This is a genomic window from Streptomyces sp. NPDC001980, assembly GCF_040296885.1.
Lineage (GTDB): Bacteria > Actinomycetota > Actinomycetes > Streptomycetales > Streptomycetaceae > Streptomyces.
In genome coordinates, this window is the sequence record NZ_JBEOYD010000063.1 from 1 (window position 1) to 20,581 (window position 20,581).

The 20,581-nt window shown below is 72.2% G+C and carries 17 protein-coding genes and 1 rRNA gene; 13 read left to right on the forward strand and 5 right to left on the reverse strand.

The window, feature by feature from the left end:
* The 3 genes from rrf to ABT137_RS47125 all read left to right on the forward strand — a co-directional run.
* Positions 1-105, forward strand: a 5S ribosomal RNA gene (gene rrf, locus ABT137_RS47115); the annotation flags it as partial.
* Positions 106-255: 150 nt separating this feature from the next.
* On the forward strand, positions 256-1,590 hold the full coding sequence (locus tag ABT137_RS47120; protein ID WP_351719338.1) for a hypothetical protein: 1,335 nt from the start codon (positions 256-258) through the stop codon (positions 1,588-1,590).
* Positions 1,527-2,276, forward strand: a complete 750-nt coding sequence (locus ABT137_RS47125; RefSeq protein WP_351719341.1) for a tetratricopeptide repeat protein — start codon at positions 1,527-1,529, stop codon at positions 2,274-2,276. The genes ABT137_RS47120 and ABT137_RS47125 overlap by 64 nt, the downstream gene beginning before the upstream one ends.
* 66 nt (positions 2,277-2,342) lie before the next feature.
* Here ABT137_RS47125 and ABT137_RS47130 read toward each other — a convergent pair whose 3' ends face one another.
* Entirely contained in the window at positions 2,343-3,626 is a 1,284-nt protein-coding gene (locus ABT137_RS47130; protein WP_351719343.1) for a DUF1015 domain-containing protein, read from the reverse strand.
* A gap of 94 nt (positions 3,627-3,720) precedes the next feature.
* Between ABT137_RS47130 and ABT137_RS47135 the strand changes: the two genes are divergently transcribed.
* The 4 genes from ABT137_RS47135 (at position 3,721) to ABT137_RS47150 (ending at position 7,844) form a co-directional block, all read left to right on the forward strand.
* Entirely contained in the window at positions 3,721-4,749 is a 1,029-nt protein-coding gene (locus tag ABT137_RS47135) for an HAD hydrolase-like protein (RefSeq protein ID WP_351719346.1), read from the forward strand.
* A gap of 94 nt (positions 4,750-4,843) precedes the next feature.
* Entirely contained in the window at positions 4,844-5,887 is a 1,044-nt protein-coding gene (locus ABT137_RS47140; protein ID WP_351719348.1) for a FecCD family ABC transporter permease, read from the forward strand.
* Positions 5,884-6,969, forward strand: a complete 1,086-nt coding sequence (locus ABT137_RS47145; protein ID WP_351719350.1) for a FecCD family ABC transporter permease — start codon at positions 5,884-5,886, stop codon at positions 6,967-6,969. The genes ABT137_RS47140 and ABT137_RS47145 overlap by 4 nt, the downstream gene beginning before the upstream one ends.
* The gene (locus ABT137_RS47150) at positions 6,966-7,844 is read left to right on the forward strand and encodes an ABC transporter ATP-binding protein (RefSeq protein WP_351719353.1); all 879 of its coding nucleotides are present in this window, start codon (positions 6,966-6,968) and stop codon (positions 7,842-7,844) included. The genes ABT137_RS47145 and ABT137_RS47150 overlap by 4 nt, the downstream gene beginning before the upstream one ends.
* Here the strand turns inward: ABT137_RS47150 and ABT137_RS47155 are convergent.
* Complete coding sequence (locus ABT137_RS47155; RefSeq protein ID WP_351719356.1) at positions 7,828-8,175, reverse strand: SCP2 sterol-binding domain-containing protein; 348 nt, start codon at positions 8,173-8,175, stop codon at positions 7,828-7,830. The genes ABT137_RS47150 and ABT137_RS47155 overlap by 17 nt on opposite strands.
* A 42-nt stretch (positions 8,176-8,217) precedes the next feature.
* Here ABT137_RS47155 and ABT137_RS47160 point away from each other — a divergent pair, with 42 nt between their 5' ends.
* The 4 genes from ABT137_RS47160 to recN all read left to right on the forward strand — a co-directional run bounded on the left by ABT137_RS47160 (position 8,218) and on the right by recN (position 12,323).
* On the forward strand, positions 8,218-8,595 hold the full coding sequence (locus tag ABT137_RS47160; protein ID WP_351719358.1) for a hypothetical protein: 378 nt from the start codon (positions 8,218-8,220) through the stop codon (positions 8,593-8,595).
* A gap of 32 nt (positions 8,596-8,627) precedes the next feature.
* A complete protein-coding gene (locus ABT137_RS47165) occupies positions 8,628-9,443 on the forward strand; it encodes a TlyA family RNA methyltransferase (RefSeq protein WP_351719360.1) in 816 nt (271 codons plus the stop codon).
* Positions 9,440-10,345 (forward strand): NAD kinase, encoded by a 906-nt coding sequence (locus ABT137_RS47170; protein ID WP_351719362.1) that lies wholly within the window; start codon positions 9,440-9,442, stop codon positions 10,343-10,345. Before ABT137_RS47165 ends, ABT137_RS47170 begins: the two co-directional genes overlap by 4 nt.
* Positions 10,346-10,604: 259 nt before the next feature.
* Positions 10,605-12,323, forward strand: a complete 1,719-nt coding sequence (gene recN, locus ABT137_RS47175) for a DNA repair protein RecN (protein WP_351719422.1) — start codon at positions 10,605-10,607, stop codon at positions 12,321-12,323.
* A 33-nt stretch (positions 12,324-12,356) separates the two neighbouring features.
* On the opposite strand, the gene ABT137_RS47180 is transcribed toward recN, so the two are convergent.
* Complete coding sequence (locus ABT137_RS47180; protein ID WP_351719365.1) at positions 12,357-13,331, reverse strand: HNH endonuclease; 975 nt, start codon at positions 13,329-13,331, stop codon at positions 12,357-12,359.
* Between the two features lie 290 nt (positions 13,332-13,621).
* On the opposite strand from ABT137_RS47180, the gene ABT137_RS47185 reads away from it, so the two are divergent.
* On the forward strand, positions 13,622-14,758 hold the full coding sequence (locus ABT137_RS47185) for a glycosyltransferase family 4 protein (protein WP_351719367.1): 1,137 nt from the start codon (positions 13,622-13,624) through the stop codon (positions 14,756-14,758).
* A gap of 12 nt (positions 14,759-14,770) precedes the next feature.
* Here ABT137_RS47185 and ABT137_RS47190 read toward each other — a convergent pair whose 3' ends face one another.
* A complete protein-coding gene (locus tag ABT137_RS47190) occupies positions 14,771-16,414 on the reverse strand; it encodes a PucR family transcriptional regulator (RefSeq protein WP_351719370.1) in 1,644 nt (547 codons plus the stop codon).
* A 163-nt stretch (positions 16,415-16,577) separates the two neighbouring features.
* Entirely contained in the window at positions 16,578-18,380 is a 1,803-nt protein-coding gene (locus ABT137_RS47195; RefSeq protein WP_351719425.1) for a glycoside hydrolase family 15 protein, read from the reverse strand.
* Positions 18,381-18,897: 517 nt separating this feature from the next.
* On the opposite strand from ABT137_RS47195, the gene pyrG reads away from it, so the two are divergent.
* Positions 18,898-20,568 carry a CTP synthase gene (gene pyrG / locus ABT137_RS47200; protein WP_351719373.1) on the forward strand — a complete coding sequence of 557 codons (1,671 nt, stop codon included), beginning with the start codon at positions 18,898-18,900 and terminating at the stop codon, positions 20,566-20,568.
* Positions 20,569-20,581: the final 13 nt, after the last annotated feature.

Here is a 20,581-nt window from a genome sequence, read left to right on the forward strand (position 1 = left end):
AGCGTGAGGGAAACGCCCGGTTACATTCCGAACCCGGAAGCTAAGCCTTACAGCGCCGATGGTACTGCAGGGGGGACCCTGTGGGAGAGTAGGACGCCGCCGAACAATCTTTGGAGGACCCCTGGTCCCAGCGTTCAGCTGGGACCAGGGGTCCTTTTGTTTTTACAATGCTTGCGGTACCGAAGACAGGAGTCACCATGTCCACCAACTCTCCCGACGACCGACCGGAGCGCGACCAGCGGCGACGGGACAGTGGTGACCGCGGTGACCGCGGCGAGCGCGGCGGAGACCGCAACGACCGTGGGGATCGCGGCGGTTACAGCCGTCGTGATGACAACCGTGGCGGTGGTGGCGGGGGTTACGGTCGTCGTGATGACCGGCGTGACGACCGGCGTGACGACAACCGCGGTGGCGGCGGCGGCTACGGCCGGCGTGACGACCGTCGTGATGACAACCGTGGCGGTGGTGGCGGCTACGGCCGGCGTGACGACCGTCGTGATGACAACCGTGGCGGTGGTGGCGGGGGTTACGGTCGTCGTGATGACCGGCGTGACGACCGTCGTGACGACAACCGCGGCGGTGGCGGCGGCTACGGCCGGCGTGACGACAATCGTGGTTCTCGTCCGGGGTTCCAGCGTGACGATCGTGGCGGCGACCGGGGTGGTTACGGGCGTCGTGACGACCGTGATCGCGGTCCCCGTCGTGATGACCGTGGGGATCGTCCCGCTTTCCGGCGCGACGACCGGCGCGACGACCGCCGGGACGACCGTCGTGATGACCGTGGTGACCGTCCTGCTTTCCGGCGTGACGACCGTGACGACCGTGGTGGCTTCCGTCGTGATGATCGTCGTGACGACAACCGCGGTGGCGGCGGCTACGGCCGGCGTGACGACCGTCGTGAAGACAATCGTGGCGGTGGTGGCGGCGGTTTCGGTCGTCGTGATGACCGTCGTGATGACAATCGTGGTTCTCGTCCGGGGTTCCAGCGTGACGATCGTGGCGGCGACCGGGGTGGTTACGGGCGTCGTGACGACCGTGATCGCGGTCCCCGTCGTGATGACCGTGGGGATCGTCCCGCTTTCCGGCGCGACGACCGGCGCGACGACCGCCGGGACGACCGTCGTGATGACCGTGGTGACCGTCCTGCTTTCCGGCGTGACGACCGTGACGACCGTGGTGGCTTCCGTCGTGATGATCGTCGTGACGACAACCGCGGTGGCGGCGGCTACGGGCGACGTGACGACAACCGCGGCGGTGACCGTGACACCCGCGGCGGCTTCCGAGGCCGGGACGACCGTCGTGACGACCGTGATCGCGGTCCCCGTCGCGACGACACCCGTGGCGGTGGCGGCTACGGCCGGCGTGACGACAACCGCGGCGGGGGTTACCGCGGCCGTGACGACCGTCGTGACGACCGGCGCGGCGGCGGCCGCTTCCGTGACGAGCGGGACCGGGACCGGGACCGTGAGCCGATCAAGCGGCTGCCCATCCCGGAGGACGTCACCGGCGACGAGATCGACAAGGACGTGCGGCAGGAGCTCCAGAGCCTGCCCAAGACGCTCGCGGAGGACGTCGCCAAGAACCTGGTGATGGTCGCCCGGCTCATCGACGACGACCCCGAGGGTGCGTACGGCTACTCCAGGGTGGCCCTGCGGCTGGCCTCCCGTGTCGCCGCCGTCCGGGAGGCGGCGGGGTTCGCCGCGTACGCGAACCAGAAGTACGCCGAGGCGCTCGCCGAGTTCAGGGCCGCGAGGCGCATGACCGGCACCGTCGACCTGTGGCCGGTGATGGCCGACTGCGAGCGTGGGCTCGGGCGTCCGGAGAAGGCGCTGGACATGGCCGGTGCCCCCGAGGTGCACAAGCTCGACAAGGCAGGCCAGGTCGAGATGCGGCTCGTCGCCGCAGGTGCCCGGCGTGACATGGGGCAGCTGGACGCGGCGATCGTCACGCTGCAGAGCCCCGAGCTGGCCTCCAGCTCCGTACAGCCGTGGACCGCGCGGCTGCGGTACGCCTACGCCGACGCCCTGCTCGCCGCCGGGCGCGCTGACGAGGCGCGCGAGTGGTTCGCCAAGGCCGTCGAGGCCGACCGGGACGGCAGCACGGACGCCTCCGACCGGCTGGCCGAGATGGACGGGGTCGAGTTCGTCGACGCTCTGGACGAGGAGGAGTCCGAGGAGGCTCCCGAAGAGACCGAGACCGAGACCGAGGTCGCGGCCGAACCCGAGTCCGAGCCCGACGGTGAACCCGAATCCGAGGCTGACGCCGAGCAGGACTGAGCTCGGGAACCGAGTGATGGAGTGACGGACAGAGGGCAGGCCCGACCGGGGTCCGCCCTCTCTCCGTCAGACGTCGAGAGCCCGCAGTACCAGCCCCGATGCCGGCTTCGGGCCGAAGGACGTCGACTTGCGGGGCATCGTCACGCCCTGGCGGGCCAGGTCGCGGACGACCTCCTCGCGGACCGGGTGCAGGAGGACGGCCGTACCGCCGTCGCGTTCGGCCTTGGCGACCGTCGCCGCCGTGTCGTGGATGTACGCGATGTGCGCGGGCGAGTCCTCGGGGATGCGCCAGACGTGGTCGAGGAGCGTGGCGTGCAGGACGGTGGCGTCCAGGGTGCGCCAGGCGGCCGGGCGCCCGTCGGGGATCGTTCGGGTCAGGAGTTCCGGGTCCGGGCGGTCGATGAGATGGAACGTACCGTCGCCGGCCAGCAGGAACGCGTTGCCGGCGCAGGCCGCGTCCGCCAGGGCCTCCTGGGCCGCGGGCAGGGGGACGTCGAGCCGTCGTACCCGGAACAGGCCCTTGACGTGCTCCAGCGCCTCCGCCACCGGCAGGCCGTGCAGCAGGCGGTGGATGGCGCGGACGCGCAGCGGGTAGCGGGCGGTGTCGACGAGGAGGACCAGGCCGTAGTCCCAGGGGCTGGGAGAGGGATGCTCCGCGCGTAGACGCAAGTACGTGGCCCAGCGATGGTGGCCGTCGGCGATCAGGGCCTGGCGGTGGGCCAGGTCGGACTGGACGAGGGCCACCTCGGCGGGGTCGGTGATCGACCAGAGGCGGTGGTGGAAACCGTCCTCCGTGGTGGTGGCGAGGAGCGGGGGACGGTCGGCCACCGTGTCGATGACCTCGGCGGCCGCTCCGTTGCCCCGATAGGTGAGCAGGAGGGGTTCGAGGTTCGCCGAGGTGGCGCGCATCAGGGCCGCGCGGTCGGCGACGACCGGGGGCATGACCTCCTCGTGCGGCAGCACCACGCCCTCGGACGGCTCGGAGACCCGCAGGGCGCCGATCACCCCGCGCTGCAGCAGGCCGTTTCCGTCGTGCTGTTCGTAGACGTACAAGCCCGGAACGGGATCCGTGGCGAGGATGCCCTCGGCCTGCCAGCGGTGAAGGGTGTCGGCCGCCTGTTCGGTACCGGCGCTGGGGGTACCGGCCTGGGGGAGGATGAGGCGGACGATGTTGTGCGGGTCGGCGGACTGGAGATGGTGCACGCCGTCGGGGCGTACGACGACGTCGTACGGCGGGGAGGTGACGGCGGCCAAACTGCCGACCCGGTCCGGGTCGTAGCGAAGGCCTCGGAACGGGGTGAGTTCCAGGCCTCGGCGCTCCGTTGCTTCCGAGTGACCTGCAGTGTTCATCCCGGCATCGTACGTGTGTCAGTGGCGTGCGGGATGATCGATAGGGAAAGGCGGGCGAACGAAGAGTGACGAGGAGTGACGAGGAGCGATGGGGATGAGCCAAGGCGTCAGGACTGGTCCCGAGGGCAGCGGACAGGCCCTGAGCACGGCGTATGACACGGCGCTGCTCGATCTGGACGGGGTGGTGTACGCGGGCGGCAGCGCGATCGCGTACGCCGTGGAGTCGCTGGACGTCGCCCGCGCGGGCGGCATGCGTCTGGCGTACGTCACCAACAACGCGCTGCGGACGCCGGACGCGGTGGCCGAGCATCTCACCGAGCTGGGGATCCCGACGGGGGCCGCCGAGGTCATCACCTCGGCGCAGGCGGTCGCGCGGCTGATCAGCGAGCAGGTGCCGGCCGGGGCGCGGGTGCTGGTGATCGGCGGGGAGGGGCTGCGGGTCGCGCTGCGCGAGCGGGGTCTTGAGCCGGTGGAGTCCGCCGACGACGATCCCGCGGCCGTGGCGCAGGGGTACGGCGGCCTCGACCTGCCCTGGGGACGGTTCGCCGAGGCGTCGTACGCCGTCGCGCGCGGGGTGCCGTGGTTCGCGTCCAACACCGATCTGACCATCCCGAGCGGGCGCGGGATCGCGCCGGGCAACGGCGCGGCGGTGGCGGTGGTCCGGATCGCGACGGGTGCCGAGCCGCAGGTGGCGGGCAAGCCGCTGCCGCCGATGCACCGGGAGACGATCCTGCGGACGGGTGCGGAGCGGCCGTTGGTGGTCGGGGACCGGCTGGACACCGACATCGAGGGCGCGTTCAACGGCGGGGTCGACTCGCTGCTCGTGCTGACCGGCGTGACCGACGGGCGTCAGCTGCTGGCCGCGCCGCCGCAGCACCGGCCGACCTACGTCGACGCCGATCTTCGGGGGCTGCTCACCGGGCAGCCGGAAGTCACGGCGGACGGCGACGGCTTCCGCTGTGGCGGCTGGACGGCGACGGCGGGTGCCGACCGGCTGGAGCTGGAGGGCGACGGCGAGGCGCTCGACGGGCTGCGGGCGTTGTGCGCGGCGGCCTGGACGGCGGCGGGGGAGGGCTCCTGCGAGCTGGACGGGGGTAAGTCGCTGGCGCGGCTGGGCCTCTGAGACCCGTGCGGGACGGGGACTCGTCCGCGCTGCCACCAGCTCCCACCGGGACTCGGCATCGAGATGGGATGCGAGGGTAGGCTAACCTAACCTCGTGTTGGTCGACAGTCCCCCCGAACAGCGCGCGGATACTGCCCCCGCGCCCCCGACCCGTCGGGCGATCCGGGCCCTCGGGCTCCTCGTCTCCGTCGTGATCCTGCTGCTCGTCGCCCTGGCGAGCATCGCGATCGGGGCGAAAGAACTGCCCCTGGACCAGGTCTGGCACGGCCTGTTCCACGACACGGGTACGTACGGCGACGTTGTCGTCGACGCGCGGCTGTCGCGGACCGTCCTCGGCCTGCTGGCCGGTGCCGCCCTCGGCCTGTCCGGGGCGGTGCTCCAGGCGCTCACCCGCAACCCGCTCGCCGACCCCGGACTGCTCGGCATCAACGCGGGCGCGTCGGCCGCGGTGGTCACCGCCATCACCTACTTCGGCGTCAGCACCCTCGGCGGCTATGTGTGGTTCGCCTTCCTCGGGGCGGCCGTGGTGGGCGCGCTGGTGTGGTTCCTGGGCGGCAGCCGGGGCGCCACCCCGGTCCGGCTGGCACTCGCCGGCACGGCGATCAGCGCCGCGCTCTACGGCTACCTCCAGGCCGTGATGATCACGGACGACGCGGCGCTCAACAAGTTGCGCTTCTGGACGGTGGGTTCGCTGGCCTCGGCGAGCAACTCGACGATCCTGCAGGTGCTGCCGTTCGTCGCGGCCGGCACCCTGCTCGCCCTCGGTCTCGCCCGGCCGCTGAACGCGGTGGCGATGGGCGACGACACCGCCCGCGCCCTCGGCGCCAACCTGGGCCGCACCCGGGCCCTCGCCATGCTCGCCGCCACCGTGCTGTGCGGCGCGGCCACCGCCGCCTGCGGCCCGATCGCCTTCGTCGGCCTGATGGTCCCGCACGTCGTGCGCTCGTTCACCGGCCCCGACCTGCGCTGGATCCTGCCGTACGCGACGGTCCTGTCGCCCGTGCTGCTGCTCGGCGCCGATGTCGTCGGCCGGGTCGTGGCCCGCCCCGCGGAGCTCCAGGTCGGCATCGTCACCGCGATCATCGGCGGTCCGGTCTTCATTCTTCTCGTACGACGGCGGAGGACGGCCCAGCTGTGAAGACCGCTGTGAAAACCGCGGCGAAGAGCCCGGCGAAGAGCGCCGCGAAGACCACACGTACTGTGCGCGGCCCCGGTGGCCTCTCCCTGCGGACCGACGTGCGCGCGCTGGTCGTGGTCGTGGCGCTGCTGCTGGCCGCGTGCGCCGCGAGTGTCGTACTGATCGGCACGGGCGACTTCCCGATCTCCTTCGGCGACGTACTGAAGACGCTGGCCGGGAACGGCACCGCCGGGCAGGACTTCATCGTCAACGAGCTGCGGCTGCCGCGGGTCCTGGTCGGTCTGCTGGTCGGTGCCTCGCTCGGGCTCGGCGGCGCGCTGTTCCAGTCGATCTCCCGCAACCCGCTGGGCAGCCCGGACGTGCTCGGCCTCTCGCAGGGCGCCACCTCCGGCGCGCTCGTCGTCATCGTGCTGCTGTCCGGGACCGCCGCCCAGGTCACCGTCGGCGCGCTGCTCGGCGGTCTGGTGACCGGCCTCGCCATCTACCTCCTGGCCTGGAAGCAGGGCGTGCACGGCTACCGGCTGGTCCTGGTCGGCATCGGCGTCTCCGCGGTCGTCACCGCGGTCAACGGCTATCTGCTCACCAAGGCCGACCTGGTCGACGCGACCCGCGCGGTCGTCTGGATGACCGGCTCCCTCGACGGCCGTGACTGGAGCCAGGTCTGGCCGCTGCTCGCGCTCTGCGCGGTCCTCGTGCCGCTGGTCCTCGCCAACGCGCGGGGCCTCAGGATGATGGAGATGGGCGACGACGTCTCGCACGCCCTCGGGGTACGGGTCGAGCGGGTGCGCATGCTGCTGATGGTGGCCGCCGTCCTGCTGACCGCGGCCGCCACCGCCGCCGCCGGACCCGTCAGCTTCGTGGCCCTCACCGCCCCCCAGCTCGCCCGCCGCCTCACCCGCTCGCCCGGCCCCAACCTGGTGCCCTCCCTCTGCATGGGCGCCACCCTCCTGGTCACCGCCGACTGGGCCTCCCAGCGCGCCTTCGGCGCCGACCAGCTGCCCGTGGGCGTGGTCACCGGCGTCCTCGGCGGGGTCTACCTGCTCTGGCTCCTCGTCACCGAGCGCAGGGCGGGCCGGATATGACACCGAAGGCCGGCTCGGACCTGAGCGCGACCCCCCAGCCAGACAGCGAGCCAGACAGCAAGAGGAGCACCGTGAACCGCCTGTCCGCCGAGAACGTCACCCTCGCCTACGACCAGCGCGTCATCGCCGAGCAGCTGTCGGTGGAGATCCCCGACAACTCCTTCACGGTGATCGTCGGCCCCAACGCCTGCGGCAAGTCGACGCTCCTGCGCGCGCTCTCCCGGATGCTCAGGCCCAGCCAGGGCCGGGTGCTGCTCGACGGCCAGGTCATCCAGTCGATGCCCGCGAAGAAGGTCGCCCGTACGCTCGGCCTGCTCCCGCAGTCCTCCATCGCGCCCGACGGCATCACCGTCGGTGACCTGGTCGGCCGCGGCCGCTACCCGCACCAGGGCATCCTGCGCCAGTGGTCCGCCGAGGACGAGCGGGTCGTCCAGGAGTCCATGGAGCAGACCGGGGTCGCCGAACTCGCCGACCGGTACGTCGACGAACTCTCCGGCGGCCAGCGGCAGCGCGTCTGGATCGCCATGGCGCTCGCCCAGCAGACCCCGCTGCTGCTCCTCGACGAGCCGACCACCTACCTGGACATCCAGCACCAGATCGACGTCCTCGACCTGTGTGCCGAACTCCACGAGGAGCAGGGGCGGACGCTGGTCGCCGTGCTGCACGACCTCAACCACGCGGCCCGGTACGCCACCCACCTGATCGCGCTCAAGGGCGGCCGGGTCGTCGCCGAGGGCGCCCCGAACGACATCGTCACGGCCGAACTGGTGGAGGAGGTGTTCGGGCTGCGCTGTCAGATCATCGACGACCCGGAGACGGGGACCCCGCTGGTGGTGCCGGCGGCCCGCAAGGCACGGCTCACAGCAGCTTCCTGAGCCGGAACAGGTCCAGCAGGTTCGCCTCCAGCCGCACCCGGCCCGAACCCCAGGCGCCGGCGAAGTTCAGCTCGCCGTCGACCAGAGCCACCAGGTCGTCGCCGGCCATGGCGAGTCTGATCTGTGCCTTCTCCCGCGGCGGCCCGGGGAACGTCTCCTCGACCTCGATCCGGCCGCCGGTGAGCCGGCCGGCGAAGGTGACGTCCAGGTCGGTGATGTGGCAGCTCACCGTGCGGTCCATGACGGCGGCCGCGCGGACGTCGCCCTCGGCGCCGCCCATGCTGTGCGAGAGCTTGTCGAGTGCGGCGCGGCACTCCTCGATCGTGGCCATCGCGATCGACGGTACCCCAGCGCTTCGATGTAGCGTCGGGGCATGACCGACTCTGCGCCCGAAGGCCTGGTGGCGGCCCCGGTGACGGAGGCCGGGGAAGCGGCCGCCGTCGAACCCGGGTACGACCCCGCCGCGCCCGCCCCGCTGAACGTCCCCCGCACCCCCACCGGCAACGCCGAGGTCGACGCACAGCTCGACCGGCTGGCCGACGCCGACCACCTCGCCACGGACGGGCATCTGGAGGTGTACGAGGATGTACACCGGGGCCTGCGCGACGCGCTGACCGCGCTCGACGCCCGCCCCGGACCCCCGGGACCTCCAGGTCCCCCGGCGCCCCCGCCGCACGGCGACAGGACGCCCGCGCCCGCCCGTCACCCGACCACCACCCCTCAACGAGGCCCTTCGGGCCACACCTTCTAGTCCGTACCACCAGAGCAGGAGCTGAACCCACCGTGGCAGGAGTCGCACGTCGCCGTCTGGACGCGGAGCTGGTCCGCCGGAAGCTGGCGCGCTCGCGCGAGCACGCCAGCCAGCTGATCGCCGCCGGGCGGGTCACCGTCGGCAAGACCCTCGCGACCAAGCCGGCCACCCAGGTGGAGACCGCCGCCGCCATCGTCGTCCAGAGCGACGACAGCGATCCCGAGTACGTGTCGCGGGGCGGCCACAAGCTCGCCGGCGCGCTGGCGGTGTTCGTCCCGCAGGGCCTGGTGGTCGAGGGGCGGCGGGCGCTGGACGCCGGCGCGTCGACCGGGGGCTTCACCGATGTGCTGCTGCGCTCGGGGGCCGCGCAGGTCGTCGCCGTCGACGTCGGATACGGCCAACTCGCGTGGTCTCTGCAGAGCGATGAACGCGTCACCGTCAAGGACCGTACGAACGTACGCGAGTTGACGCTTGAAGCGATCGATGGGGAGCCTGTGGATCTTGTCGTGGGTGATCTGTCCTTCATCCCGCTCGGGCTGGTGCTGCCGGCCCTGGCGCGGTGCGTGAAGCCGGACGCCGACCTGGTGATGATGGTCAAGCCGCAGTTCGAGGTGGGCAAGGAGAGGCTGGGCAGCGGGGGAGTCGTACGGAGTCCGCAGCTGCGGGCGGAGGCCGTGCGGGGGGTTGCCGAGAAGGCGTGGGAGCTGGGGCTAGGGGTGAACGGTGTCACCGCCAGTCCGCTGCCCGGGCCGTCCGGCAATGTCGAGTACTTTCTGTGGCTGCGGGCCGGCGCACCCCAGTTGGATCCGGCCGACGTTGACCGTGCAGTGGCGGAGGGGCCGCGTTGACACAGAACCGAGCTCGTACTGTTTTCCTGCTGGCCCACACCGGGCGGCCCGCGGCGATCCGCAGCGCCGAGCTTGTGGTGAAGGGGCTGCTGGCGGCCGGAGTCGGCGTACGGGTCCTGGACTTCGAGGCCCGGGACCTGCCGCTGCCCGACGAGGTCGAACTCGTCGAGGAGGCCTCGCCGCACAGCCTCGACGGCTGCGAGCTGCTGATCGTGCTCGGCGGTGACGGGACGCTGCTGCGCGGCGCCGAGTTCGCGCGGGCCTCCGGGGTGCCGATGCTCGGCGTCAACCTCGGCAGCGTCGGGTTCCTCGCGGAGGCCGAGCGGGACGACCTCGACAAGGTCGTGGACCGGGTGGTGAGCAAGGCGTACGAGGTCGAGGAGCGGATGACCGTCGACGTCGTCGTGCACCGCAACGGGGACATCGTGCACACCGACTGGGCGCTGAACGAGGCGGCCGTGCAGAAGGCGGGCGCCGAGAAGCTGCTGGAGGTCGTCCTGGAGATCGACGGGCGGCCGGTGACCGGGTTCGGGTGCGACGGGATCGTGCTGTCGACGCCGACCGGGTCCACCGCCTATGCGTTCTCCGCCGGTGGGCCGGTGGTGTGGCCGGAGGTGGAGGCGCTGCTGATGGTGCCGATCTCCGCGCACGCGCTGTTCGCGAAGCCGCTGGTGACCTCGCCGGACTCGGTGCTCGCGGTGGAGGTGCTGCCGCACATCCAGCCGGGGGTGCTGTGGTGCGACGGGCGGCGGACTGTCGAGTTGCCGCCGGGGGCGCGGGTCGAGGTACGGCGAGGGGCCGTGCCGGTGCGGCTCGCCCGGCTGCATCATGCGTCGTTCACGGACCGGTTGGTGGCGAAGTTCGCGCTGCCGGTGTCCGGGTGGCGGGGGGCGCCGCAGTAGCGGTTTGTGGGGGCCGGTTTCGGTGCGTCGGCGGGTGCGGGTGCGTGGGGGCTGGTCGCGCTCGCGCGGCGGTAGCCGCAAATCGATACAGCCCCGCGCCCCTTGGTCGGCCCACTCGCCGGGGTGTCCGGGCCGCGCTCCTTTGGGGCGCCTCCACTCCCCGGCGACCGGCCCTCGCGGTTTCTCCACTCGCCCGGGTGACAGGGGGCCTCGCACTTCGCCATCTCGACCTCGTAAGGTCTTCCCCGTGCTGGAAGAAATGCGGATACGGTCACTCGGGGTCATCGACGATGCCGTCGTCGAGTTGTCGCCGGGGTTCACCGCCGTCACCGGTGAGACCGGTGCGGGCAAGACCATGGTGGTCACCAGCCTGGGGCTGCTGCTCGGCGGGCGGGCCGATCCCGCGCTCGTGCGGATCGGGTCCGAGAAGGCGGTCGTCGAGGGCCGGGTCACCGTGCCCGCCGGAGCCTCGGCGGCCGTACGGGCCGAGGAGGCCGGCGCCGAGCTGGACGACGGGGCGCTGCTGATCAGCCGTACCGTTTCCGCCGAGGGGCGCTCGCGGGCGCACCTCGGCGGGCGGAGCGTGCCCGTGGGGCTGCTCGCCGACCTCGCCGACGACCTGGTGGCCGTGCACGGGCAGACCGACCAACAGGGGCTGCTGAAGCTGTCCCGGCAGCGGCAGGCCCTCGACCGGTACGCGGGCGACGGGGTCGCCGTGCCGCTGGCCAAGTACGGCGAGGCCTACCGGCGGCTGCGGGCCGTGGCGGTCGAGCTGGAGGAGATCGTCACGCGCGCGCGTGAGCGGGCCCAGGAGGCCGACATGCTGCGCTACGGGCTGGACGAGATCGCGGGTGTGGAGCCGAGGGCCGGCGAGGACGTCGAGCTTTCCGAGGAGGCCGAGCGGCTCGGGCACGCCGAGGCGCTGTCGTCCGCCGCGACCGCCGGGCACTCCGCGCTCGCGGGTAACCCCGAGGACCCCGAGGGCATCGACGCGGCCACCCTCGTCGCGGGCGCCCACCGGGCCCTGGAGGCCGTACGGTCGCACGACCCGGCGCTCGCCGCGCTCGCCGACCGGATCGGCGAGATCGGGATCCTGCTGGGCGATGTGGCGGGCGAGCTGGCCGGGTACGCCGACGACCTGGACGCCGATCCGCTGCGGCTCGCGGCCGTGGAGGAGCGGCGCGCCGCGCTCACCGGGCTCACCCGCAAGTACGGCGAGAGCATCGACGCGGTGCTGGCGTGGGCCGAGCAGGGCGCCGCGCGGCTCACCGAACTCGACGGCGACGACGAGCGGATCGACGAGCTGACCGCAGAGCGGGATGCCCTGCGGACGGAACTGGGCGGTCTCGCCCAGGCATTGACGGACGCGCGCACGGAGGCCGCCGAACGCTTCGCGGCCGCCGTCACCGCCGAGCTGGCCTCGCTCGCGATGCCGCACGCGCGCGTGTCCTTCGCCATCCGGCAGACCGAGGACCCGGAGGGCGTGGAGGTCGGCGGCCGGGCGGTGGCCTACGGCCCGTCGGGCGCCGACGAGGTCGAGCTGCTCCTCGCCCCGCACCCCGGCGCCCCGCCCCGCCCCATCGCCAAGGGCGCGTCCGGCGGTGAGCTGTCCCGCGTGATGCTCGCCGTGGAGGTCGTCTTCGCGGGCACCGACCCGGTCCCGACGTACCTCTTCGACGAGGTCGACGCCGGCGTGGGCGGCAAGGCGGCGGTGGAGATCGGGCGCCGGCTCGCCAAGCTCGCCAAGTCCGCGCAGGTGGTCGTCGTCACCCACCTTCCCCAGGTCGCCGCCTTCGCGGACCGCCAGTTGCTGGTCGAGAAGACCAACGACGGCTCGGTCACCCGGTCCGGCGTGAAGGTCCTGGAGGGCGAGGAGCGGGTACGGGAGCTGTCCCGCATGCTGGCCGGCCAGGAGGACTCGGAGACGGCGCGGGCGCACGCGGAGGAGCTGCTGGAGACGGCTCGCGCGGACCGTTGACGCATCGCTGACCGAGGGGCGGGCGGCGGGGCGTCACCCGCCCCGCCGCTCCCGCCGCTGCCGGGCCATGTGATAGGCCCAGGCGTGGGTCGACGCCTTCTGATCCACGCCGAAGTGTCGTCCCGTGGCTTCTTTCAGGACTTGGTGCACCTCGTCCATGAAGGCGAGCCAGTCCTTGACCTCGAAGTCGGCGTCGGTCCAGCCGTAGAGCGACTTCAGTTCGTGCTTGACAGCGGCGAAGAAGGAGAGGGGCTCACGCTCGCCCGCTCCGATGCGCACGCCGTGCTCCCGCAGCCATTCCTTCTGCCGGTCGGAGGCGTCGAGCCATTTGTCCGGGCTGTCCCGCAGTTCGGCGTAGTCGACCCACGCCCAGAAGCTTTCGGCATCGGCCACGTCCGGTGCCTCCGCATGGTGGGCGGGACACAGCAGCGCGAAGTTGCGTACGTCCATGGATCCGCCGAGATGGCGTGGCACCACGTGTGCCCGTTCCACCGGGGTGCGCCAGCACACCAGGCAGCTCGGCTCGTCCATGCCCAGATAGGCGGCGATGGCCTTGGCCGTGGGCCGTGACCTGCGGTCGGCCGGGTGCTTCTCCCGGGGCTTCACCGCGAGGGTACGGGCGTCGTAGCCGTAGTCGCTGCCGTCGTCCGGGTAACCGATACGCAGGAGGTCAGGGATGTCGTCGCGCTGTGCTTTCGGGTTCCGGGCGCGGACCAGCGGGCTGCTGATCTCCGTCAGGTAATCCCCGAGAAAGCCCAGGCAGAACTCCGTCATCAGCTCGTACGCGTCGTGGTCGAAGCCGCCGGCTTCGTTGCGATGCCCCTGGATGTCCAGGAAGAGATACCTGGGAGCCCCCGGCGACCGCTTCTGCGCCGCCTGGACGCACTCGAAGATCCGCTGGGCGCTTCGTTCGAAGTTCTCGTACACCTTCATGTCGTGGTGGATCGCCACCCCCTTCGCCCTGCCGGCGCGTGTCCCGCGGGCCTGTTGCCTCGGCTTCTTCGCCATGGTCCCCCCCTCGGCGATGTCACAGTACGGACAGCGCATCGTGGCAGGCGGCACTGACAACGCTCCTCCACCGCGGCGTTTCCGTCACCCTCCCGGGTGATACGGTCCGGCGCATTGCCCCGGCCCGCCTCGGTATGTGCCTTCTCGGAATACCCGGAACACCTCTGTGTGCTGGCATCCTTGAGGGAGACGCGGTGTCCGGGGGAGGCGCGCGCGGTGATGCCCTCGGCCCCGATACCTTCTGTACGTTCCCTCGTGACCGCCCCCGCCGAACCAGGAGCCCCGGCCGCGTGAGCCCCGTGAGCAGCAACGCACCGCACGGTCAGTCGCCGCTGCGCACCGTGCAGGTGCTGGGCGGCGGCAACGCCGGCAGCAGTGTGCACGTGCGTTCGCTGACCGCCGGCCTCGTCGCGCGGGGCGTGCGGGTCACGGTGTGCGCCCCCGTCGAGGCCGATCGCGCCTACGGCTTCTCGGGCGTCGGCGCCGACCACGTGCACGTGCCGCGCAGCAGTGACCCGGGTTCGGTGGCGGCGCTCCGCGCGGCCTGCGCGGACGCCGACCTGGTGCACGCCCACGGCCTGCACGCCTCCTTCCGCGCGGCGTTGGCACTGAGCGGCCGCAGCACCCCGCTCGTCGTCACCTGGCACAACCGGGCGCAGGCCGAGGGCGCCCGGGCGCATCTGCTGCGGATGCTGGAGCGGCGGGTGGTGCGGGCGGCCGCCGTGGTGCTCGGGACCACCTCCGACCTGGTGGACCGGGCCCGCCGTACCGGCGCCCGGGACGCCCGGCTCGCCGCCGTGGCGCTGCCCGGCCTGCGGCGGCCCGTGGACCAGGACGAGGCGGAGCTGCTGCGGCCCAAGGTCCGTGCCGAACTCGGCGCCATGGGGCGGCCGTTGCTCATCGCCGTCGGCTCCCTCGACCGGCACCGCGGCTACGACGTCCTGCTGGACGCGGCGCGTGCCTGGTGCCGGCTCGATCCTGTACCGCTTCTCGTCATCGCCGGCGAGGGGCCGCTGCGCCCGGCGTTGCAACGGCGGATCGAGGACGAGGAGCTGCCCGTACGGCTGATCGGGCGCCGCGACGACGTCACCGAACTGCTCGCCGCCGCCGACCTGGCGCTGCTGCCCAGCAGTTGGGAGTCCCGTTCCGTCCTCGCCCAGGAGGCCCTGCACGCGCGCGTGCCGCTCGTCGCGACCGCCGTCGGCGGTGTCCCCGACCTGGTGGGGGACGCGGCCGAGTTGGTCGCGTACGGCGACGCACGGGCCCTCGCCGCCGCCGTCGTACGCCTGCTCGACGACCCAGGGCGCTGTGCGGAGCTGCGCGAGCGGGGCGCCCGGCAGGCGGCGAGCTGGCCCACGGAGGACGAGACCGTGGCCCAAGTACTCAGCGTGTACGACGAGTTGACGCAGCCCAGGCCGCTGCCGTGAGGCCGTGAGGCCCTAGGGGACGTGCCGGCGGGCCCGCAGCGCCAGGCTCAACGCCATGACCACCTGCGGGTCGTCGAGGTCCGTTCCCAGCAACTCCCCGATGCGGGCGAGGCGGTTGTAGAGGGTCTGCCGGTTGAGGTGGAGTTCACGGGCCGTCTCCGCCTTGCGGCCCGCGTGCGCCAGGTAGGTCTCCAGGGTCGGCAGCAGCGGCGGCTTGGAGCGGTGGTCGTGGTCGCGCAGCGGGCCGATCGCGCGGTCGACGAACGCCGCCAGGTCGGGGTGGTCGCGCAGCCGCCACAGGAGAAGGTCGATGTCGAGGCGACGGGCGTCGTACCAGGGCCGGTCGGAGAGGCCCTGGGCGGCGGTCGCCGTCTCGGCCGCGTGCCGCAGGCCCGCCGACGCCGCCGCCCAGCCGCCGGCCGCGCCGACCACCACGACCGGAGGAGCGGCCCCGGGGCGTTGCATCCCGGCGCGTTCCACCCCTGCCCTGAGCGCCGCCGCGACCCGGTCCGCGACCGTCGCCCGCTCCGTCTCCGAGCGCAGGCCCAGGAGGAGCGGGACGCGGCCCTCGACCGGCCGAACGCCCAGCAGGACGGGCACGCCCACGGCGGCCAGTTCCTCACCCACCGCGCGGGCCAGCACCGCCCAGCCGCCGCCGGGGGGCAGGGAGTCGCCGACCCGCATGACCACCGGCAGCAGCGGGCTGCCGCCGGGCTTGAAGCCGAGGACCCGGGCCTGCGCCGGGGCGTCCCCGGCGGTGATGCGGCCCTCGGCGAGGTCGGTCAGGAAGTCGCCGCGCCCGCGCGCCGCCAGTTCCTCCTCCTGACGGGCCTGCATCAGGACGACGGCCAGGATGCCGGCGGCGCGTTCGGCGGCGATGCGGTGCACGGGCGCGAGCGGGCCGCGCACGGGCAGCAGGACCAGCCGGGCGCGCACCGAGCCCGCCCCCGGACCGCCGCCCGGCACGTCCACCAGCACCGCCCCGGCCGACGGCGGCGCGTCCTTGCGCTGGCCGCGCAGCCCCTCCCACACCTGGAGCGGATCGGCTCCCTCGGGGCCCGACCCGGCGGCGTACAGGAGCTGGCCGTCGGCGGTCTCCAGGAAGACCGGGTTGCCGCCGAAGTCGGCCAGGATGGCCAGCACCTGGGGGACCCCGCCGCCGCCCAGCAGGGCCTCGGTGCAGCGGCGGTGCACCTCCTCGGCGCGCTGGAGGAGGGTGTAGTGGTGGTTGACGATCTCGGTGTGGATCTCCTCCGTCACCGTCACGAACGGCACCTCGCGGTGCAGGACGACCAGCGGCAGACCGGTCGCCCGGGCGGTGTCGACGAGGGTGGCGGGCAGCCGGGAGAAACGCGCGCCCAGCTCCACCACCAGGGCGGCGATGCCCCGCTCGGCGAGCGTGCGCACGAACGCCCGCTGCTCGGCGGGGCGGGTGCCCAGTCCGTAGCCGGTGGTCAGCAGCAGTTCGCCGCCCTTCAGCAGCGAGGCGATGTTCGGCACCTCGCCCGCGTGCACCCAGCGCACGGTGCGGCTCAGCCGGTCGGCGCCCGCCAGGATCTCCGGCAGCCCGCTGCGCAGCGCGGGCAGCTCCAGTGCCCGCTGCACGGTGATCCCGGCGCCCTGGGTGTCGGGTCCGCTGCCCCTACCGCTGTCCATGGAGCGGACGCTACCTGGGTGAACGCCTGCACGGCACCTTCCGCCGGAACGGGTACCGCCCCGCAGGGACGCGGGGCTGCAGCTGACATCCGGCTGCCGCCGCGTGGGCGCGAACAGCCCCCACGCACCCGCAGCCGACGACGTCCGCACGCCCCCCGGGCGGCTATCCCCCGTACGCCCCCGAAGCCGTGAGGCGAAGCGCCGTGTCGATCAACGGCACATGGCTGAACGCCTGCGGGAAGTTCCCCACCTGCCGCTTCAGCCGCGGATCCCACTCCTCCGCCAGCAGCCCGAGGTCGTTCCGCAGCGCGAGAAGCTTCTCGAACAGCTTGCGGGCCTCGTCGACGCGCCCGATCATCGCGAGGTCGTCGGCCATCCAGAACGAGCAGGCCAGGAAGGCCCCCTCGTCGCCGGGCAGGCCGTCCACGCCCTCCTCGCCGCCCGAGGTCGGGTAGCGCAGGATGAAGCCGTCCGAGGTGGACAGCTCCCGCTGGATCGCCTCGATGGTGCCGATGACCCGCTTGTCGTCCGGCGGCAGGAAACCCATCTGGGGGATCAGCAGCAGCGACGCGTCCAGCTCCTGCGAGCCGTACGACTGCGTGAAGGTGTTGCGCTCCTTGTCGTAGCCCCGCTCGCAGACGTCCCGGTGGATGTCGTCGCGCAGTTCCTTCCAGCGCTCCAGCGGGCCGTCCGCGTCCCCGGACTCGATGAGCTTGATGGTGCGGTCGACGGCGACCCAGGCCATCACCTTGGAGTGCACGAAGTGCCGGCGCGGCCCGCGTACCTCCCAGATGCCCTCGTCCGGCTCGTCCCAGTGGTCCTCCAGGTAGCGGATCAGCTTGAGCTGGAGGAGGGACGCGTAGTCGTTGCGGGCGAGGCCGGTCATGTGGGCCAGGTGCAGGGCCTCGATGACCTCGCCGTACACGTCCAGCTGGAGCTGGTGCGCCGCGCCGTTGCCGACCCGGACCGGGGTCGAGTTCTCGTAGCCGGGCAGCCAGTCCAGCTCGGCCTCGCCCAGCTCGCGCTCGCCCGCGATGCCGTACATGATCTGCAGGTTCTCGGGGTCGCCGGCGACCGCGCGCAGCAGCCACTCGCGCCAGGCGCGGGCCTCCTCGCGGTAGCCGGTGCGCAGCAGCGAGGACAGGGTGATGGCCGCGTCGCGGAGCCAGGTGTAGCGGTAGTCCCAGTTGCGGACGCCGCCGATGTCCTCCGGGAGGGAGGTGGTGGGGGCCGCGACGATGCCGCCCGTGGGGGCGTAGGTCAGGGCCTTCAGCGTGATCAGCGAGCGGATCACGGCCTCGCGGTACGGGCCGTGGTACGTGCAGTGCTCGACCCACTCCCGCCAGAAGTCCTCGGTCGCCTGCAGCGACTGCTCCGGCTCCGGCAGGGCGGGCGGCTGCTTGTGCGAGGGCTCCCAGGAGATCGTGAACGCGATCCGGTCACCCGGGGCCACCGTGAAGTCCGCGTACGTGGTCAGCGCCTTGCCGTAGGTCTCCGCCGAGGTGTCGAACCACACCGAGTCGGGGCCCGCGACGGCGACCGTACGGCCCTCGTGCTTGTGCACCCAGGGGACCACCCGGCCGTAGGAGAACCGCATCCGCAGCACGGAGCGCATCGGCACCCGGCCGGTGACGCCCTCGACGATGCGGATCAGCTGGGGGGCGCCGTCACGCGGGGGCATGAAGTCGGTGACCCGGACCGTGCCGCGCGGGGTGTCCCACTCCGACTCCAGGATCAGCGAGTCGCCCCGGTAGCTGCGCCGCGCCGCGGTCGGCGGCTGGGAGTCGGCCGCGTGTGCCGGGCCGAGCCGCCAGAAGCCGTGTTCCTCGGTGCCGAGCAGACCGGCGAAGATGGCATGCGAGTCGAAGCGGGGCAGGCACAGCCAGTCCACTGTGCCGTCCCGGCAGACCAGGGCAGCGGTCTGCATGTCTCCGATGAGTGCGTAGTCTTCGATGCGCCCGGCCACGTGCAACTCCAGTCGAACGGCCACGTCACCCCCCAGGCAAACGGGGGGCTGTCGCTAGTGCGGTCAAGGGGGGTTGTTGTTGTGCGTCGTTGAGCGGTGAAGCAAAGCAGCCCGCCGTGCCCTGAGGCAAAACGACAGTCATAGCTCAACGAACTGCCAAGCTCTCGTTGTTCCGGGAGTACGAGCGGGGGTGTGCCGTGTTTTCCGGCCGGGCTCGGCAGCGAGTGTCCGAGCAGGATACGACGCACGTAGATGATCTGCGTGCCGCTCCGGGCAACCCGTGTGGGCCGAACGGGTGAGCCCTGGGTGAAAAGCCGGTAAGGGAGGCCCCATGTCCGTGCCGACGTGTGTACGGAGCGTGGCCGGAAGCCATCTCTCCGCGGCGCTGATACCCTGGTAGCCCGTGGACCGGTGGGCGTGAATCCCCCGAACCGCAGCGACGGCACCACCCCCGGAAACTCCCGGACGGCAGCCGTACCGCACGACAGACCGCGACCACGGGAGCCCCCTCTTGGCCATGCCGCCGAAATCTACGACGACCAAGCACATCTTCGTCACCGGGGGTGTCGCCTCCTCGCTCGGCAAGGGCCTGACGGCCTCCAGCCTGGGCATGCTGCTCAAGGCCCGGGGCCTGCGCGTCGTGATGCAGAAGCTCGACCCGTACCTGAACGTCGACCCGGGCACGATGAACCCCTTCCAGCACGGTGAGGTGTTCGTCACCAACGACGGTGCCGAGACCGACCTGGACATCGGCCACTACGAGCGTTTCCTTGACCGCGACCTGGACGGCTCCGCCAACGTCACCACGGGTCAGGTCTACTCGACGGTGATCGCCAAGGAGCGGCGCGGCGAGTACCTGGGCGACACGGTCCAGGTCATCCCGCACATCACCAACGAGATCAAGCACCGCATCCGCCGCATGGCCACCGACGAGGTCGACGTGGTCATCACCGAGGTCGGCGGCACGGTCGGCGACATCGAGTCGCTGCCGTTCCTGGAGACGGTCCGCCAGGTCCGGCACGAGGTCGGCCGGGACAACGTCTTCGTGGTGCACATCTCGCTCCTGCCGTACATCGGCCCGTCCGGCGAGCTCAAGACCAAGCCCACCCAGCACTCCGTGGCCGCCCTGCGGAACATCGGTATCCAGCCGGACGCGATCGTCCTGCGCTGCGACCGTGAGGTCCCCACCGCCATCAAGCGCAAGATCTCGCTGATGTGCGACGTCGACGAGGCCGCCGTCGTGGCCTGCCCGGACGCCCGCTCGATCTACGACATCCCGAAGACCGTGCACGGCGAGGGCCTGGACGCCTACGTCGTCCGCAAGCTGGACCTGCCGTTCCGGGATGTGGACTGGCGGACCTGGGACGACCTGCTCGACCGCGTCCACAACCCCGACCACGAGATCACCCTCGCGCTGGTCGGCAAGTACATCGACCTGCCCGACGCCTACCTCTCGGTCACCGAGGCGCTGCGCGCCGGCGGCTTCGCCAACAAGGCCCGCGTGAAGATCAAGTGGGTGACGTCGGACGACTGCAAGACCGCGGCGGGCGCCGCCGCGCAGCTCTCCGACGTCGACGGCATCTGCATCCCGGGCGGCTTCGGCGACCGCGGTGTGCTCGGCAAGGTCGGCGCCATCCGCTACGCCCGCGAGAACCGGATCCCGCTGCTCGGCCTCTGCCTGGGCCTGCAGTGCATCGTGATCGAGGCCGCCCGCAACCTGGCCGGCATCCCGGACGCCAACTCCACCGAGTTCGACTCCGCCACCGGCCACCCGGTCATCTCCACCATGGCCGAGCAGCTCGACATCGTCGCCGGCGAGGGCGACATGGGCGGCACCATGCGCCTCGGCATGTACCCGGCCAAGCTGGCCGAGGGCTCCATCGTGCGCGAGGTCTACGACGGCAAGGAGTACGTCGAGGAGCGGCACCGGCACCGCTACGAGGTGAACAACGCCTACCGCGCGGAGCTGGAGAAGAAGGCCGGCCTGCAGTTCTCCGGCACCTCCCCGGACGGCAAGCTCGTCGAGTACGTCGAGTACCCGCGCGACGTCCACCCCTACCTGGTCGCCACCCAGGCCCACCCGGAGCTCCGCTCCCGCCCGACCCGCCCGCACCCGCTGTTCGCGGGCCTGGTGAAGGCCGCGGTCGCGCGTCAGCAGGGCGCCGTCGAGCAGGAGATTTCGAAGTAACACACCAGTTGTA

Excerpts from the sequence above, each read along its gene's own strand:
- recN (WP_351719422.1), top strand. The coding sequence starts at position 10,605 with ATGCGGATACGGTCACTCGGGGTCATCGACGATGCCGTCGTCGAGTTG.
- pyrG (WP_351719373.1), top strand. The coding sequence starts at position 18,898 with ATGCCGCCGAAATCTACGACGACCAAGCACATCTTCGTCACCGGGGGT.
- ABT137_RS47130 (WP_351719343.1), bottom strand. The coding sequence starts at position 3,626 with ATGAACACTGCAGGTCACTCGGAAGCAACGGAGCGCCGAGGCCTGGAA.
- ABT137_RS47160 (WP_351719358.1), top strand. The coding sequence starts at position 8,218 with ATGACCGACTCTGCGCCCGAAGGCCTGGTGGCGGCCCCGGTGACGGAG.
- ABT137_RS47190 (WP_351719370.1), bottom strand. The coding sequence starts at position 16,414 with ATGGACAGCGGTAGGGGCAGCGGACCCGACACCCAGGGCGCCGGGATC.
- ABT137_RS47180 (WP_351719365.1), bottom strand. The coding sequence starts at position 13,331 with ATGGCGAAGAAGCCGAGGCAACAGGCCCGCGGGACACGCGCCGGCAGG.
- ABT137_RS47155 (WP_351719356.1), bottom strand. The coding sequence starts at position 8,175 with ATGGCCACGATCGAGGAGTGCCGCGCCGCACTCGACAAGCTCTCGCAC.
- ABT137_RS47150 (WP_351719353.1), top strand. The coding sequence starts at position 6,966 with ATGACACCGAAGGCCGGCTCGGACCTGAGCGCGACCCCCCAGCCAGAC.
- ABT137_RS47135 (WP_351719346.1), top strand. The coding sequence starts at position 3,721 with ATGAGCCAAGGCGTCAGGACTGGTCCCGAGGGCAGCGGACAGGCCCTG.